The organism is Gordonia terrae (genome assembly GCF_001698225.1).
In the GTDB taxonomy this organism is placed as follows: domain Bacteria; phylum Actinomycetota; class Actinomycetes; order Mycobacteriales; family Mycobacteriaceae; genus Gordonia; species Gordonia terrae.
On sequence record NZ_CP016594.1, the window covers coordinates 5225563 to 5241555 of the forward strand.

Here is a 15993-nt window from a genome sequence, read left to right on the forward strand (position 1 = left end):
TGGCGGGGAGCTACTTGATCGTGAAGTACTTCTGCGCGACCTGGAGCGCGGCGGTTCCCGACTTCGGTCCCTCGGTGTAGATCACGACGACCTGGCCGCCCTGCAGACCCACGAACCATCCCGGCCCCTCCGGACCGTTGGTGCCCACCAGGGCGCGCAGTCCCGGGGCCCGGGTCAGGTCACTGGCATCACCGGTGGCGGCCGTCGAGGTCATCGCCTGGAGAACCGGCCGGACGACGGCCGGGTCGAGGCCGCCGAGGTCGCCTCCGGAGACCTTCGTGGGCACGTTCTTCAGTACGAACGGCGGTACCGAGGACGTCTGGCCGGCGGCGCTGCGCGCCATGGCGACACCGAAGGCGGCCATGTTCGTCATCGACATCATGCTCTGACCGGGCCGGAAGTCGATGGTCGCGATACCGGGACGATCCGGGGTGGGAACGCTTGCGCCCGGCACCGTGAACTGGACGCCGAGCCCGAGCCGATCGAGGAGTTCGTCGCCGCGCTCGTGCTGCGGCCCCGCAGCTCGCCCGATCGCGTCGAAGACCGGGTTGAGCGTCGTACCGACCGGATACGGGCGGTCGATGTCGACACCGCTGTCGATCGCGTACGAGTTCTGCGCCATCCCGAGGATCGCGCCGGTCTGCGCGTCGAGGGTCAGGATGGTCGCCGGCTGGCCCACCTCGACGGCCGCATCGCCCAGGGTCAGCTGGATGCCCTGATCGACGGTCGTCGGCACGTCCGGCCCGGGCGGACCCTGCTCGCCCGCCAGTTTGCGGGGTGCCGCCCCCGGACCCAGCATCTCGACCTGCCACCCGGCGGTGGCATCGCGGATGGCCTGCCAGTAGTTGGTCAGTCCGTCCTCGAGGGGCGAGGAGAGCCGCCGGTCGGCCATCACGAGCTGGTCGGACCGATTGACCGTGACGCCGGGTACGCGCCGCGGGTCACCCGCGAGGACCTCCATGTCGGAGTCACGCAGTCCGACCGCGGTGATCGCCTTGCCGGGGGTCGCGTCGAGCTTCTCGCGGATCACCTGCCCGGTGATCATCGGGGCGATGGGTGCGATCACCCCGGCCAGCGCCCGCACCGAGGCGTTCAGATCGGCGGTGCGGGTGGGGTCGAGGACGATCTCGTTGACCGGCTGGGCGTACATGAAGACCTTGCCGGAACGGCTGCGCACGGTCGGCGCCGGCTTCGCATCGGTGCGGATCTCGCGGAGGGTGCCACCGGCGGTGAGACCGGCATGCAGGATCGCGGGGTCCCAGGTGACCTTCCAGCCCGATGAGAGTTTGCGCGCGGTGCCGCCGCTGGTCGACTCGTACTCGCGGCCCTTGTCCCAGTTCCAGGTGGTGGTGACCGAGAACGTGGCCGTCCCGTCGCTGTATTCGACGGGGTTCTCGACGTCGACGTCGACCCGCTGAGCGGACATCTGTTTCAAAGTGGTGGTGAGACTGTCACCGGCCTGTCCCGGCGCGGTGGTGAACGTCGCGGCCCCGCCGGCGTCCTGTCGGCTCAGTGCGGCGGCGAATGCATCGATGGCGGCAGCGGCACCCGTGTCCGACGAACCGGCGAATCCACAGGAACTCACCATGACCGCGCACGTGACCGCGGCGCAAGCGGCTGACGTCGCGCGCTTGACCCAGATCTTCATGACACCAATTTTCACTCGTGTAACACTCGAAATCGACGCCGCGAGCTTCCATTCGGGGATCAAGCCGGTCACGAACTCATCTCGTCGCCGGGACCTTTGACACTTCGCGAACGTGCGAGATCGTCGTCCGGCTTCGGCATCGACACCGCCGGACCCGGTCGTCCCCGACCGTCCTCAGCTTGCCGGACTGCGACAATGAATACATGGTTTTCACCGTGTTCCGCAGTGACGATCGTGCCGTCACCGCCACCGACTGGCTGACCTCGCGGCACTGCTTCTCGTTCGGCGACAACTACGACCCGTCGAACACCCATTTCGGCGCATTGCTGGCGGTCAACGACGAGGTCGTCGCGCCGGGCGCGGGCTTCGACCTGCACTCCCATCAGGAGAGCGAGATCGTGACCTGGGTGGTCTCGGGGACGCTGGTCCACCGCGACTCGGCGGGGCACTCCGGGGTCCTCTACCCCGGCCTGGTCCAACGGATGAGCGCAGGTACCGGGGTTGAGCACTCCGAGCGCAACGACGCCTGGCCCGATCTCGCCGGTTCCGGCAGCGATCCCGTCCGGTACGTCCAGATGTGGTTGATGCCCGACCGCCACGGCCTCGCTCCCTCGTATGAGCAGGCCGACGTCCGCGAGCGTCTCGCCGCCGGTGGTCTCGTACCGATCGCGTCCGGCGACCCGGGCCGCAACCCGGCGATCTCCGTCGCCAACTCGGGCGCCACCCTGTACGCGGCACGACTTCGATCCGGCGAGACCGTCGAGGCACCCGGTTGCCGGTTCACCCATCTGTTCGTCGTGGACGGACAGGTCGGCATCGACGAGATCGGTGTACTCGATCCGGGCGACGCCGTGCGGGGCGCCGACACAGAGCCGTTCTCGATCACCGCCCACACCGACGCCGAGGTGCTGGTGTGGTCGATGGCTGCCGGGTTGGGCGGTGGCTAGCGCCGGCTGATCAGCTCGACCCGACGCCGAGCCGGCGCGCCATCTGCGCGTACCCCTCCCACACCGAGTGATATCGCGGCTGCCATCCACCGGCTGACCGAAACCGCTTGTTGGACACCCGGAGCGATCGGGTCAGCGACGTGGTGCGCTCGCCGAGCAGCAGTGCAGCACGACCGGGTCCGGTCACCACAGGATGCCTGCCGACCGCGCCGGCCAGGGCAGCCGTGTGGTTCCGCTTGGTGACCGGTAGATCGTCGACGATGTTGTAGGTGCCGGAATCGACGTGGAGCGCAGACACCACGGCTGCGGCGGCATCGGCGAGATGGATCGAGGAGACGTAGGCATCGGGACGGCCCGCCCGGAAGCCGACCCGACGCCGCGCGAGCGACATCAGTTGTTCGCTGTGAGCGGCGCCGGCACCGTAGAACAGTCCGAACCGGAGCACGACGCCGGCGCCACCGGAATCGGTGAAGCGATGGGCCGACGCCTCGGCGGCATGATTGCCGGTCGCGATCGGATAGTGATCGACGGGCGATTCCTCGTCGATCCAACGGTCCCCGGAATCGGTGTACACCATGACAACCGACTCCTGCAGCACTCGCGGCACGCCGGCGGCGATGGCCGCATCGACCACCGCTGCCGAGCCCTCCCGTCGGATGCGGTGGCAGTCCGTCCAGGCCGACAGTCGGACGAACGAGGCCGTGCCCGGGAGCGCCGAGGCGAGATTGACCACCGCGGCGCAGTGGTCGAAGCTCTCGGCGAGGCCGTCACGATCGAACAACGACACCCGAACCGGGGTGGCGCCGTGAGCACGCAATGCGGACGCGGCGGCATCCGTTCGCGCGAGGGCACGCACGTCGTGTCCGGCGGCGATCATTGCGGGCACCGCGTATCCCCCGATGGCCCCCGTACCGCCGGTCACGAATACCCGCATGCGCGAAAGTCTCCCGGATCAGGTTGCGTTTTGTCCCGGTTACCGGGACAAAACGCAACGTGATGGACTTCTCCGGTCAGTCCGCTGTCCGCGAGAGCGCGTGCAGATCCTTTGCCGTGGGCGACTTCTCGACCGTCTCCGGGTCGGGGTAGGTGTGCAACAACCGGTCGGCGGTCCCGGCCGTCGTGACCGCGAACCAGTAGTGCTCGTTGCGATAGTGGTGAAAGCGGTGATTCCGCCACAACCGGCGATAGTATGCGTGGCGCGGCCGGTAGTCGGAGTGGATCAGATAGTGCGTCCATTCGTAGACCAGTCCGATCGCCGCGAGCGTCACCATGAACGTGAGACCCCGTTCTGCACTGGCGAATACGACGAGCCCCACCGCGACAGCCGCGAGGACGACCGTGACCAGCACCTGCCACGGAATGAACACCAGCGGGATGTTCCGAGGGTTCGCGTGATGTTCCCGATGCTTCCGCGCGACCAGGGGATCGATGGTGATGGGACCCCACCGCTTCGGCCGCCAGTGCAACACGAAGACGTGGATCAGCCATTCCGCCAGCGGGAAGCTCGCGATCATCACGACCGGGACCACCAGGTCGGCAAAACCCCAGCCGCCCAACCGTATCCGCGCCGCGAACGAGATCACGAGGAAAGCGGTGATCATCCAGGGCGACGGGTGTCGCAGGAACTCGGTGAATGCGTCCCGCAGGGTCGTCGACCTGCGTGACCGCATGCGCCGTTCTTCGGCCGCCACCTGGCGGCGGGCTCTGGCATCGATGTCGTCGGCAGACATCAGCTCTCCTCTCCGGGAACGGATTCGGCGTCTTCGAGCGCCCGGCAGAGGTCGAGTAGGGACGCTGTCGCGGGAGCGAGTAGTTCACGAGCGGCGGTCGCCGCGCGTTCGGGATCGTGTGTACCGATCGCATCGACGACCGCTCGATAGCCCTCGATGTTCCCCACCTCCGGCTCCAGCATCGATGCGAGCGCGGGAACCGCAGGCTCGTACGCGGCGCGGAGCGAGTTGTACATGAGACGGAAGGCGATGGAGTCGGCCGCGTCGACGACCGTGCTCCAGAATTCGAGTGCGACGACCTGGTGGGCGACCGGGTCCGGTTCGACGGCGACGTCGGCGAGCACCAACGACAGCCTCTCGATGTGGTCGCTTGTCGCCCGCTTCGCGGCGAGACCCGCGACGTCCGGCCCCACCGCCGCGCGCGCCTCGACGATCGAGCGCGCAACGCTCGGCACAAGCGCACCGCCCCGGATGAGCAAGCGCGGCAACAGATCGAGACCGCCCGTGCGTGCGATGTCCTGGACCCGTGCGCCATCGCCCTGGCGGATGGAGACCAGGCCTGCGGCTGCCACCCGCTTCAACGCTTCCCGCACGGTGGGCCGCGACACACCGAGGATGCGCGCCAACTCGCGTTCGCTGGGCAGAGCCTCACCCGCCGGCAGATCACCGGACAGGACACCTTCGACGATCTGGTCGAAGACGATCTCGGGCGCGCTCTGCTGGGACACGGGCTCGAACGGCATGCGCCGACCGTAGACCGCCGCAGGCCTGGTGGTCAAGTGGTCAGACCAATTCCCCGGCGGTCATGGAATGATCGGCCGCCGCGCGGGTTGTACCGACCATGAGCGACACCACTGCGATCTCCTCGGACACCCTCGGCACCGACGACCTCGAGTTCCTGGCCCGCCCCCTCCTCGGCTTCTTCTCGACGGCCACCGGCCCGACTCCCCCGCAGCCCCGCCCCGTCTGGTTCGAGGCGACGCCAGAGGGTGAGGTCCAGCTCTTCACCGGCCCCGATTCGCTCAAGGTCCGCCGACTCGCCTCCGACCCGCGGGCCTCGATCGTGGTCGCCACACCGGCCGACGAGCGCGAACGCTGGATCGCCATAGCCGGTCCGGCGCGGGTCGAGACCGACGGCGACGCCGCACGCGACCTCGCGACCCGACTCGCCGAGCGCTACTGGGACCTCGACGACCCCACCCGCGCCCAGGATCTCGCCGAGATCCTCGCCGATGACTGGGTGCGGATCGTCATCCGGCCGGACAGGATCCGGCGACTGAGCTTCTGACCCGCGGATCGGGCCCCGGCCTCAGCCCACCGGGCCGCGGTTCATCGCAGCTGATCGAGCAGCCGCAGCCACACCTCACTGATCGTCGGATACGACGGGACCGCGTGCCACAGCCGCGACAGCGGGACCTCACCGACGATCGCCACGGTCGCCGAATGCACGAGTTCCGCTGTCTGCGGCCCCACGAACGTCGCCCCCACGAGGATGTCGCGGCTCGCGTCGACGACGAGACGGGCGTGGCCCGAGTACTCCGGATCGGTCAGATACGACCCCGCGACCGAGATGTCCCCGTCGGCGATCCGCACGTCGACCCCGGCGTCCTTCGCCTGTCTCTCGGTCAGGCCGACCGCTGCGATCTCCGGCCGGGTGAACACCACCTGCGGAACCGCGCCATGGTCCGAGGCCGCGGCGAACCGTGGGCCGTCCAGGCCGCGGCCCTCCGCGCGCGCGGCGATCACGTCGCCGGCCACCCGCGCCTGGTACTTGCCCATGTGCGTCAACGCATTACGGCCGTTCACATCTCCCACCGCGTAGAGCCACGGATGGTCCGCCACCGTCAGGTGGTCGTCGACGCGGAGCGGGCCGCCCGCCTCGAGACCCACCGACTCGAGACCCAGATCCCGCGTCGCGGGCGAGCGTCCCGCGGCCACCAGGATCTCGTCGACGACGATCCTGCCGGCCCCGTCCCCGGCAAGGTGGACGGTCGCGGGCCCGCCGTGGATGCGTCCGTAGCCCGTGGCGGCGACGTCGGGCCGATCGACGGACTCGATCGTCGTGCCGAACCGGATGTCGACGCCGCGACGGGTGAACGACTCCGCGATCAGCTGCGGGACGAACGACTCCATCTTGGGTAGTAGCCGGTCGCCCCGGATGGCCATCACGACCTCACGCACCCCGAGATCGAGCAACCAGGTCACCGCCTCGCAGGCCACCACGCCGCCGCCGAGGACCAGGACGCGATCCGGTACGTCGACGAGATTCGTCGCGTCGCGGGACGTCCAGGGGAGCGCGTCCGCCAGACCCGGCGTCGGCGGGATCGACGCCGTGCTGCCGGTTGCGACGACCACTGCCTCGCGCGCCGTCAACACCGTGTCACCGACGGTCACCTGGCGCTCCCCCGAGATCCGCCCGTGTCCGCGGATCACGTCGATACCCGCACCTTCCGCCCACCGCACCTGACCGGCGTCGTCGTGCGTGGCACCGGGTCCCTCGCGACGCCCGGTCACGGTGTCGCGCCACCCGAGGACGCCGGCGGCGTCGGGCAGTTCCCCGCTCACACGTTCACGCGCGCCCGCCAGGGCACGAGCCTCCTCGAGCGCCGACCCCGGACCCAGCAGCGCCTTGCTCGGCATACACGCCCAGTACGAGCACTCACCGCCCATGAGTTCGTGCTCGATGACGGCAGCGGTTCGATCACTGCCCCGGATCGCGTAGTCGGCGACGTTCTCGCCCACCGGACCGCCACCGATCACGACGACGTCGAAGGTTGCATCCATGGGTTCAGCGTAGGTGGGTTTCGCCTCCGCGGTCGGCGAGTGCGCACGTTCCGAGGAGAGCGGTGCGCGACTCCTGGGAGTCGCTCTGAGACGCTGCGCGGGAGGCACCGAGTGGACAGAAGCGCCGTTGCCGTTCTCGAGCCGGCGCTCGATCCCCCGCTGGTTGAGCCGGCACCGAGCGAAGCCGCCGGGCCGAGCAAGCGACGAAGGAGCGCGTCGAGGTCGAGGCGCCGAGTCGAAGCCACTCGGTGACCCGACGCCGCTGAATGACCCCGACGAGCGTTGCGCCCCAGCCACGGCGGGTTGCGGATGCGGCCCGGGAGAGTTCTCAGACCTCCGCTCCACTGAGGACACAACACATTTCCCCCGAACGGACATGGATGTGACTGGAGTGCACCCCGGTCGACGGGGGTTGCACAGTCAAAGCCAATGAACGCACAGTCGACGAAAACCACTGCACAGTCGATGAATTCGTATTTCGGGCCTGTGGAAACTCCTCGTAATCGAACGCATGTTCCGGTACCTTGGAGTCATGCCAGAGCTAGCCACTCTCCTCGATCGACTCATCGAGACCACCCCACCCGCCGACGACCGAACAGGCAGAGAAACTCTCGACGCCCTCGACACGTGGCGCCTGATCCGAAACCTTGCCGATCATCAGATCGTCGCGCACGCAGCACAACTCGACGACCTCGGCGTAGCACAGAAAGCCGGTAGCACCACCAAGAAGTTACTGATCGAGAGCGGCCACGCACCCGCCGCCGCCCACCGCACCATGCGAAGTGTCGATGCTCTGCCCATTTTGCCGGCGCTGTCCCGTCATGCCGCCGACGGGCGACTGTCCAGCGAAATCGTCGACGCCATTGTTCGCGGCATGAACCAGATCGAGAAGTGCTGCGCCGAATGTATTTCCGACGACGATCGCTCACGGTGCGAGATCGAACTCATCGCGCAAGCGCTCTCGGGCGCGACTCCGACAAAAGTACTCAAGCACGCCCGGGCCATCGCCAACACACTCGCCGGCGCCGCTGACAGCGGGATCATCCCAGCGGCCGACGATGCGAGCCTGAACGCGGTCAACGCACGCACCACCGATGACGGCCGCGTCGAGGTGCGCGCCGACCTCACCCAGGTGGTCGGTGAGAAGTTCATGGCGATGATCGACGAACGGTCCTGTCCGCGGCCCGAACCCGACGGCGCCGAGGACCGGCGCACCGCCGAGCAACGCCGCGCCGACGCTTTCGAGTTGATCCTCGACCAAGCCGCGATCGGCGCTACCCTCGACACCGTTGGTTCCCCGCGCACCCAACTGATGTTGACCATTCCCGCGACCGGAGACCTGGCGACGCTGCCGTGGACCGGATCGGTCAGCCAAGCGACCGCCAAAGAGGTGTCGTGCGACGGCTCGCTGACCGAGATCATTCTCGACAGTCAGGGCGTACCGCTGCAGATGGGTCACACCCACCGGTTGTATCCGGCACACTTACGCAAGGCGGTCATCGTCCGCGACGCGTGTTGCGTCAAATGTGGTGCGCCGCCGTCCCATACGCAGGTGCATCACATCAGGCCGTGGGCCGACGGCGGTCCCACCGACCTCGACAACGGGTGTCTGCTGTGCCAGCGCTGCCACACCCAGGTCCACCACCACGGCTGGGACATCGTCATGGGTTTCGACCGACACCCCTGGCTCGTGCCACCCGCGACCATGGACCCACGCCGCCGACCGTTGCCCGCCTACAACCGACGCACTATGCGACTCGACGACGCCGCCTGAACAGCCACCTGACCGACACCCCGATCGCACCCTTTCGCGCAGCACCTTCCGCACCCGACTCATGCCCGGGACTGCATGTGTTCCTTGACAACTCCACAGTGATTTCACTCGACACTGCCGTCCCGGGGTGACCGGGCGACGCATGTTCGGGAGAACCGCAGACCCACTGGCCCCGCCCTGCCCCCGAGGAAGGGAGTATCAGATTAACGGTGTAAGTGGCGTTTTCGGTTAGTTGTCCTCGCTGGCCGGCATGCGGTCGGCGAAGGTGATGGCGAATGCGTTGAGTGCTGGTTTCCACCGCATTGTCCATCGTTTCTGTCCGGTGCCGGTCGGGTCGAGCGACCGGGTCACCAGGTACAGGCACTTTAGCGCCGATTGCTCGTTCGGGAAATGCCCACGAGCCCGCACTGCGCGCCGGTAGCGGACGTTGAGTGACTCGATCGCATTTGTCGAGCAGATCACCTTACGGACCTCGATGTCGTAGTCGAGAAACGGTATGAATTCTTGCCATGCGTTGCGCCACAACCGGATAGCTGCCGGGTACCGGTGCCCCCACTCGGCGTCGAACGCATCCAGCGCCTCGGCCGCGGCTGCAGCGGTGGGGGCGGTGTAGATCGGTTTGATCGCCTTGGCGATAGCATCGCGGTGCTGGCGGCCGGCATAGCGGAATGTGCCCCGGATCAGATGGATGACACACGTCTGCACCACCGTGTCGGGAAAGACCGCCCCGACCGATTGCGGCAGGCCTTTTAGCCCGTCGCAGACGAGGAAGAAGATGTCGGCTACACCCCGGTTCTTCAGCTCGGTAAGCACCGCCAGCCAGTACTTTGCCGACTCACCATCGCCTTCACCTGCCCACATCCCGAGCACGTCACGATGCCCGGCCAGATCCACCCCGATCGCGGCGTAGATCGGCCGGGGCCCTACCTGCCCATCGCGGATTTTGACATGGATGGCGTCGATGAACACCGCGGCGTAGACGCGTTCGAGCGGACGGGCATGCCAGGTGGCCATCTCTTCGAGCACCCGGTCGGTGATCCGGCTGATCGTGTCTTTGGAGACCGCAGCACCGTAGATGTCGGCGAAATGGGCGCTGATTTCACCGGTGGTGAGCCCACGGGCATACAGCGACAGCACCACCTCATCCACATCAGTCAAGCGGCGTTGGCGCTTCTTCACGATCTGCGGCTCGAAGGTGCCCGCCCGGTCCCGGGGGACATCGATCTCGACCTGCCCACACGCATCAGTCAGCACGGTCTTCGACCGAGACCCGTTGCGCGAGTTGCCACTCCCACGACCACGCTGGTCGTGCTTGTCGTAACCGAGATGCTCAGACATCTCTTCATCGAGCGCCGTCTCGAGCACCGTTTTGGTCATCGCTTTGAGCAACCCATCCGGACCGGTCAGGCGGACCCCGGCCTCCCGGGCCTGGCGGACCAGCTCGCGGGCTACCTCAAGTTCATCGACGCTGCGGTCCGCAGGCACCTCGACGATCCCGTCATCGTGTTCATCAGATGGCTCCACAGCCACCAGAGTGTCGGTCATGATGCGACCTTCCTGCCCCCGACACACCGAGGGCGGTAAGGCCACTTACACCGTTCTCACGACAGTCCCCCGAGGAACGCCCGGGGCTTGCGGAGGGCGCGTCAGCCCCCGCTCCCTAACCCGAAAGAGCCAGAGGGCGTTGGGCCGGCGACCGGCAGACTTCAACTCGACCGGCAGACTTCGATCGACGTCTAGGAGTCGAGTTGAAGTCTGTCAGTCACAATTGGGGCGCCCCGAGCTTGCAGAGAGCACGACCAACCCCCCTCCCTGAGCTGAGGAGCGCCCGGAGCTTGCGGAGGGCGCGTCACGAAGGGTCTGCCACGCATCTCAGCAGGACCCTTCGTGACGCTCGCAAGCTCGCTCCTCAGGGAGCGGGGGTCGGGCTCGAGGCCGTCACGAAGGTCTCGCCCGGCAACGACCAGGGACTCTCCGATTTCGCCCACGGCGGAGGCGGCTGACGAATGGACGATCCGGTGACAGGATGGAGCGCGTGACTGCATCGAATACCGACCTCAGCTCCGGACTCGACCTCGAGTGGGTCGACGATTCCGTCCGCGTCCAGGACGACTTGTTCGCTCACGTCAACGGCAAGTGGCTCGAGTCGCACGTCATCCCCGACGACCGTTCCGTCGACGGCGCCTTCCACGTGCTGCGCGACAACTCCGAGGAGAACGTGCGCGACATCATCACCGACTGCGCCTCGTCGAACCCGGAGAGCGGTTCCGACGAGCAGAAGATCGGCGACCTGTACGCGTCGTTCATGGACACCGACCACATCGAGGCCCTCGGGATCGGCCCGATCACGGGCGAACTGGAGAAGATCGCGGCCATCGACTCGCTCGAGGCGCTCGCCCGGCGGATCGGACGGTTACAGCGCCACGGCACCGGTGGCCTCATCGGTTACTACGTCGACACGGATGCGAAGCAGTCCGACCGATACCTCGTGCACCTGACGCAATCCGGTCTCGGACTTCCCGACGAGTCCTACTACCGGGAGGACAAGCACGCCGAGACCAGGACGGCGTACGTCGCGCACGTCGAGCGCATGTTCAAGCTCGCCGGATTCGACGCCGCCGCCGCCCGGGCCGCGACGGTCCTCGACCTCGAGACGGCCATCGCCGCTCAGCACTGGGATGTGGTCCGGCGCCGCGATGCCGAGCTCACGTACAACCTCATGTCGCTCGACGAGTTGAGCACCACCGCAGACGGTTTCCCGTTTTCGGAGTGGTTCGGCGGCCTGGGCACCAGCGGTGACGCGACCTTCGCCGAGGTCGTCGTCGCGCAGCCGTCGTTCCTGTCGGGCGTCGCCGGCCTCCTCACGGATCGCCCCCTCGACGAGTGGAAGACCTGGCTGACCTGGCGGCTCGTGCATTCGGCCGCGTCGTACCTGTCCGCACCGTTCGTCGACGAGAACTTCGACTTCTACGGTCGGATCCTGACCGGCGCGGAGGCCAACCGCGACCGGTGGAAGCGGGGCGTCGGGTTCGTCGAGGCCGCGATGGGATTCGCGGTCGGCAAACTCTATGTGGCCAAGCATTTCCCGCCCGAGGCCAAGGCACGGATGGACGAGCTGATCGCCAACCTGGTCGAGGCCTACCGCCGCAACATCTCCGACCTGCCGTGGATGACCCCGGCGACCCGGGAGAAGGCGCTGGTCAAGCTCGGCAAGTTCACCCCCAAGATCGGCTACCCGGCCAAGTGGCGCGACTACAGCTCGTTGAGCGTCGACCGCGGCGACCTCATCGGGAACGTCGCCCGGTCCGCGTCGTTCGAGCAGGACCGCGAGTTCGCCAAGATCGGCTCACCGGTCGACCACGACGAATGGTTCATGACCCCGCAGACGGTCAACGCCTACTACAACCCCGGCATGAACGAGATCGTGTTCCCGGCCGCGATCCTGCAGCCGCCTTTCTTCGACCCCGACGCCGACAACGCGGTCAACTATGGCGGCATCGGCGCGGTCATCGGTCACGAGATCGGGCACGGATTCGACGATCAGGGCGCGAAGTACGACGGTGACGGCAACCTCGTCGACTGGTGGACCGACACCGACCGCACCGAGTTCTCCTCCCGGACACGCAAACTCATCGACCAATACGGTGAGTTCACCCCGACCGGACTCGATCCCGAGCACAAGGTCAACGGCGACTTCACCATCGGTGAGAACATCGGTGACCTCGGCGGATTGTCGATCGGACTCGTCGCGTACCAGATCGCGAACGAGGCAAGCGGGGCCGAACCGCCGATCATCGACGGCCTGACCGGAACACAGCGCGTGTTCTACAGCTGGGCGCAGATCTGGCGGACCAAGACCCGAGATGCCGAAGCCATCCGGCGCCTCTCGATCGACCCGCACTCGCCGCCGGAGTTCCGATGCAACGGCGTCGTCCGCAACATGGACGCGTTCTACGACGCCTTCGACGTCGAGCCCGGGGACTCGCTGTACCTGGACCCCGCCGAACGCGTGCGGATCTGGTGAACGACGTGCCCGGCGGACCCGGTCCGCGCGACGAGGGTCCGCCGGGTACGGCCGCATCACTGGGTCTGGTCCGGGGACGCGAACTCACGGTCGCCCTGCTGCGACCTATCGGAGCCGCTGTCGTCCTGCTCGCCGGGTATTTCCTGCTGCCCATCGACAAAGAGAGCGACCTGAACTATCTCGGGCTGGTCGTCGGGGCCGCGTTGCTGATCGCGTTCTGTGTCTGGGAGGTCCGCAAGTTCGCCGGTTCCGACCGACCCGTCGCGACCGCGATGGAGATGCTGGTGGCGCTGGCCGGGTTCTACATCGTCGCATTCGCGACGACGTATTTCCTGTTCTCCGAGTACGATCCCGGCAGTTTCAACGAGTCGCTCACCCGGGTCGACGCGCTGTACTTCTGCCTCACCGTGTTCACCACGACGGGTTTCGGCGACATCGCGCCGGATTCGCAAGGTGCGCGCGTCGCGGTGTCGATCCAGATGGCGAGCACCCTGCTGCTCCTCGGCCTGGGAGTGCGCTTCCTCAATCTGCTGGTGAACCAGCGACGCCAGGCCACCGGACGGTGACCTGGCGTCGTTGAACAGTCAGGCTCAGTAGTCGTCGTCGCCGTAGACGATCATGCCGCGGATGTTGTTGCCCGCCAGCATGTCGTCGTACGCCTCGTTGATCTGATCGAGACGGTAGGTCTGGGTCACCAGATCGTCGAGATTGAGCTTGCCGGCGCGGTATTCGTTGAGCAGCGCCGGAACCTGGGTACGGGGGCTCGCGCCACCGAAGATCGCGCCCTGCACGCGCTTCTGCATGAGGGTGAGGTCGAAGAGGTTCATCTGGGCGTCCATCGACTGGAAATTGCCCATACCGACCACGACGACCTGTCCCGCCTTGCCCGTCAGTGCGAGGGCCGGGGCGATCATCGAGCCGTCGATCTCACCGACCGTCAGGATGGTGGTGTTGGCCATCTTGCCCCAGGTGATGTCGCCGATCGCCTCGAGCGCCTCCTCCATCGACGAGAAGGTGTGTGTGGCACCGAGCTTCTCGGCCATCTGCAGCTTGAACGGCACAGGGTCGACGGCGATGACGTTACGCGCGCCGGCCGCCGCCGCTCCCTGCACCGAGTTGATGCCCACGCCACCGATGCCCACGATGACGACGGTGTCGCCGGCGTGGGTTCCGCCGATCTCGACAGCCGACCCCCATCCGGTGGCGACACCACAGCCGAGCAGCGCGGCTGCCTGGAGGGGGATGTCGTCTTCGATCTTGACCAGGGACGCCTGGTTGACGGTGATGTAGGGCGCGAACGTACCGAGCATGCACATCTGCACCAGGGGCACCCCGTCGTGCGTGTACGCGCGGTTGGTGTCGTCGGCGATGGACAAACCGGTCAGCAGGCGCGCACCCTCGTCGCAGATGTTCTGCTGGCCGCGCGAGCACGGCTCACACGTGCCGCAGGCGGGGATGAACGCGGTGACGACGTGATCGCCTTCTTTGAGGCGGGTGACGCCTGGACCCACCTTGGTCACGACACCGGCACCCTCGTGACCGCCGAGTACCGGCATCGGCGCCGGGCTGTCGCCGGTTCGCAGGTGGTGATCCGAGTGGCACAGACCCGAGCTGACGAGTTTGACCTGGACTTCACCCGCGACCGGATCGCCGAGCTCGAACTCCTCGATCTTCCACTCTTCGCCCGGATTGCGCAGAACTGCACCTTTGGTCTTCATTCGTGCTCCTCGCTCGTGCTACCCCGACTCGGGGCGTCAGATATCGCCGCCTGCTTATGCGACGTAGATCACATGGTGGTCCACTGCCGACACTCTCGCAGGCGTTTCACTCGATCCATGGCACAGGATTGGGGGTGACGTTCCAGCCTCCCGATCCGGCGGGGCGACAGACGTCACCGGCGACCTCGGGTACGGCTGCCCAGTCGACGACGAAAGCCGCACGGTCGACGATCTGACCCGCACAGTCGACGACGCCGGGTTCGACGGCGGCGGCACGGACGGTCGACCCGCTCACACCGGAAAACCCTTCCGGGGCAGCAGAGTTGACCGATTTCGCGTCTCCGGATCGAGGAAGGGGTTAGCGTCGGAGTATTCCGATTCCGAAGTGTCTGGCTGGTGATCTCATGACTCTCATCGAACACAAGGCGGAGGGCCGGCAGGACTTCTCCTCGTTGCGGCAGGGCGGTCTCAACTGGGACTCGTTTCCGTTGCGGCTCTTCGTGAAAGGCAACGCCCGGTTCTGGGACCCGGCAGCCATCGACTTCTCCCAGGACGCACAGGACTGGGTCGAGCTCACCGACGAGCAGCGCCGGAGCGCCACCTACCTGGTGAGTCAGTTCATCGCGGGCGAGGAAGCGGTGACCCAGGACATCCAGCCGTTCATGAAGGCGATGGCGACCGAGGGCCGCTTCGGCGACGAGATGTATCTGTCGCAGTTCTGCTTCGAGGAGGCCAAACACACCCAGGTGTTCCGGCGATGGATGGACGCCGTCGGCCTCACCGGCGACCTCCAGGGCTTCGTCAGTGCGAATCCCTACTATCACCAGTTGTTCTACGAGGAGTTGCCGGCGTCGCTGCGCGTCCTCGACCACGACCCCTCGCCGCGGAACCAGATCCGCGCCAGCGTCACCTACAACCACGTGATCGAGGGCAGCCTGGCGCTCACCGGCTACCACGCCTGGCAGAAGGTGTGCACGAGGTACGGGATCTTCCCCGGGATGCAGAAGCTCATCCGGTTCATCGGCGACGACGAGCGCCGGCACATGGCGTGGGGAACGTTCACTTGTCGGCGGCACGTCGCGGCCGACGACACACTGTGGGATGCCGTCGGCGAACGCATGAACGAACTGCTGCCACTCGCACTCGGCATGATCGAGTGGGTCAACCAGCAGTTCGAGGTCCAGCCCTTCGGGCTCGACAACGACGAGTTCCTGGCCTACGCCGCCGACCGCGCCCAGCGCCGGCTCTCGGCGATCGAGTCCGCCCGGGGACGTCCGGTCGCCGAGATCGACCTCGACTACTCCCCCGAGGTGCTCGAAGACGAGTTCGGCGAGGACGATGCCGTCCGCCTGCAGAGGTGACGGTCCC

The 15993-nt window shown here is 66.9% G+C and carries 14 protein-coding genes; 6 read left to right on the forward strand and 8 right to left on the reverse strand.

The genetic code is table 11. The annotated features are described in order from the left end of the window. Nucleotides 1-10: 10 nt before the first annotated feature. Nucleotides 11-1648 carry an NTF2-like N-terminal transpeptidase domain-containing protein gene (locus BCM27_RS23120; RefSeq protein WP_033205988.1) on the reverse strand — a complete coding sequence of 546 codons (1638 nt, stop codon included), beginning with the start codon at nt 1646-1648 and terminating at the stop codon, nt 11-13. 203 nt (nt 1649-1851) lie between these two features. Here BCM27_RS23120 and BCM27_RS23125 point away from each other — a divergent pair, with 203 nt between their 5' ends. Continuing rightward, a complete protein-coding gene (locus tag BCM27_RS23125; protein WP_004023772.1) occupies nt 1852-2595 on the forward strand; it encodes a pirin family protein in 744 nt (247 codons plus the stop codon). A gap of 10 nt (nt 2596-2605) precedes the next feature. Here BCM27_RS23125 and BCM27_RS23130 read toward each other — a convergent pair whose 3' ends face one another. The 3 genes from BCM27_RS23130 to BCM27_RS23140 form a co-directional block, all read right to left on the reverse strand. After that, nucleotides 2606-3529: an NAD-dependent epimerase/dehydratase family protein gene (locus BCM27_RS23130; protein ID WP_004023773.1), complete on the reverse strand. Its 924-nt coding sequence runs from the start codon at nt 3527-3529 to the stop codon at nt 2606-2608. 76 nt (nt 3530-3605) lie between these two features. Then, nucleotides 3606-4325: a sterol desaturase family protein gene (locus BCM27_RS23135; protein WP_004023774.1), complete on the reverse strand. Its 720-nt coding sequence runs from the start codon at nt 4323-4325 to the stop codon at nt 3606-3608. Next, the gene (locus tag BCM27_RS23140) at nt 4325-5068 is read right to left on the reverse strand and encodes a FadR/GntR family transcriptional regulator (protein WP_033205985.1); all 744 of its coding nucleotides are present in this window, start codon (nt 5066-5068) and stop codon (nt 4325-4327) included. The genes BCM27_RS23135 and BCM27_RS23140 overlap by 1 nt, the downstream gene beginning before the upstream one ends. Before the next feature lie 98 nt (nt 5069-5166). Between BCM27_RS23140 and BCM27_RS23145 the strand changes: the two genes are divergently transcribed. Continuing rightward, entirely contained in the window at nt 5167-5613 is a 447-nt protein-coding gene (locus BCM27_RS23145) for a pyridoxamine 5'-phosphate oxidase family protein (protein ID WP_004023776.1), read from the forward strand. A gap of 41 nt (nt 5614-5654) precedes the next feature. On the opposite strand, the gene BCM27_RS23150 is transcribed toward BCM27_RS23145, so the two are convergent. Then, nucleotides 5655-7109, reverse strand: coding sequence for a dihydrolipoyl dehydrogenase family protein (locus tag BCM27_RS23150; RefSeq protein WP_004023777.1), 1455 nt, complete (start codon nt 7107-7109; stop codon nt 5655-5657). A gap of 511 nt (nt 7110-7620) precedes the next feature. Here BCM27_RS23150 and BCM27_RS23155 point away from each other — a divergent pair. Further along, nucleotides 7621-8883: an HNH endonuclease signature motif containing protein gene (locus BCM27_RS23155; RefSeq protein ID WP_004023778.1), complete on the forward strand. Its 1263-nt coding sequence runs from the start codon at nt 7621-7623 to the stop codon at nt 8881-8883. A 228-nt stretch (nt 8884-9111) separates the two neighbouring features. Here the strand turns inward: BCM27_RS23155 and BCM27_RS23160 are convergent, their stop codons facing one another. Continuing rightward, entirely contained in the window at nt 9112-10428 is a 1317-nt protein-coding gene (locus BCM27_RS23160) for an IS256 family transposase (protein ID WP_239450633.1), read from the reverse strand. A 481-nt stretch (nt 10429-10909) separates the two neighbouring features. Here BCM27_RS23160 and BCM27_RS23165 point away from each other — a divergent pair, with 481 nt between their 5' ends. Next, the gene (locus tag BCM27_RS23165; RefSeq protein WP_004018920.1) at nt 10910-12907 is read left to right on the forward strand and encodes a M13 family metallopeptidase; all 1998 of its coding nucleotides are present in this window, start codon (nt 10910-10912) and stop codon (nt 12905-12907) included. Next, nucleotides 12904-13473: a potassium channel family protein gene (locus BCM27_RS23170; RefSeq protein WP_004018921.1), complete on the forward strand. Its 570-nt coding sequence runs from the start codon at nt 12904-12906 to the stop codon at nt 13471-13473. Before BCM27_RS23165 ends, BCM27_RS23170 begins: the two co-directional genes overlap by 4 nt. Before the next feature lie 24 nt (nt 13474-13497). Here BCM27_RS23170 and BCM27_RS23175 read toward each other — a convergent pair whose 3' ends face one another. Both BCM27_RS23175 and BCM27_RS23180 read right to left on the reverse strand, forming a co-directional pair. After that, on the reverse strand, nt 13498-14625 hold the full coding sequence (locus tag BCM27_RS23175) for an NDMA-dependent alcohol dehydrogenase (RefSeq protein ID WP_004018922.1): 1128 nt from the start codon (nt 14623-14625) through the stop codon (nt 13498-13500). A 106-nt stretch (nt 14626-14731) separates the two neighbouring features. Then, nucleotides 14732-14920 (reverse strand): hypothetical protein, encoded by a 189-nt coding sequence (locus BCM27_RS23180; RefSeq protein ID WP_004018924.1) that lies wholly within the window; start codon nt 14918-14920, stop codon nt 14732-14734. A gap of 109 nt (nt 14921-15029) precedes the next feature. Between BCM27_RS23180 and BCM27_RS23185 the strand changes: the two genes are divergently transcribed. Next, entirely contained in the window at nt 15030-15986 is a 957-nt protein-coding gene (locus BCM27_RS23185; RefSeq protein WP_004018925.1) for a R2-like ligand-binding oxidase, read from the forward strand. Nucleotides 15987-15993 lie beyond the last annotated feature (7 nt).

Excerpts from the sequence above, each read along its gene's own strand:
- BCM27_RS23120 (WP_033205988.1), bottom strand. The coding sequence starts at position 1,648 with ATGAAGATCTGGGTCAAGCGCGCGACGTCAGCCGCTTGCGCCGCGGTC.
- BCM27_RS23125 (WP_004023772.1), top strand. The coding sequence starts at position 1,852 with ATGGTTTTCACCGTGTTCCGCAGTGACGATCGTGCCGTCACCGCCACC.
- BCM27_RS23130 (WP_004023773.1), bottom strand. The coding sequence starts at position 3,529 with ATGCGGGTATTCGTGACCGGCGGTACGGGGGCCATCGGGGGATACGCG.
- BCM27_RS23135 (WP_004023774.1), bottom strand. The coding sequence starts at position 4,325 with ATGTCTGCCGACGACATCGATGCCAGAGCCCGCCGCCAGGTGGCGGCC.
- BCM27_RS23140 (WP_033205985.1), bottom strand. The coding sequence starts at position 5,068 with ATGCCGTTCGAGCCCGTGTCCCAGCAGAGCGCGCCCGAGATCGTCTTC.
- BCM27_RS23145 (WP_004023776.1), top strand. The coding sequence starts at position 5,167 with ATGAGCGACACCACTGCGATCTCCTCGGACACCCTCGGCACCGACGAC.
- BCM27_RS23150 (WP_004023777.1), bottom strand. The coding sequence starts at position 7,109 with ATGGATGCAACCTTCGACGTCGTCGTGATCGGTGGCGGTCCGGTGGGC.
- BCM27_RS23155 (WP_004023778.1), top strand. The coding sequence starts at position 7,621 with ATGTTCCGGTACCTTGGAGTCATGCCAGAGCTAGCCACTCTCCTCGAT.
- BCM27_RS23160 (WP_239450633.1), bottom strand. The coding sequence starts at position 10,428 with ATGACCGACACTCTGGTGGCTGTGGAGCCATCTGATGAACACGATGAC.
- BCM27_RS23165 (WP_004018920.1), top strand. The coding sequence starts at position 10,910 with ATGGAGCGCGTGACTGCATCGAATACCGACCTCAGCTCCGGACTCGAC.
- BCM27_RS23175 (WP_004018922.1), bottom strand. The coding sequence starts at position 14,625 with ATGAAGACCAAAGGTGCAGTTCTGCGCAATCCGGGCGAAGAGTGGAAG.
- BCM27_RS23185 (WP_004018925.1), top strand. The coding sequence starts at position 15,030 with ATGACTCTCATCGAACACAAGGCGGAGGGCCGGCAGGACTTCTCCTCG.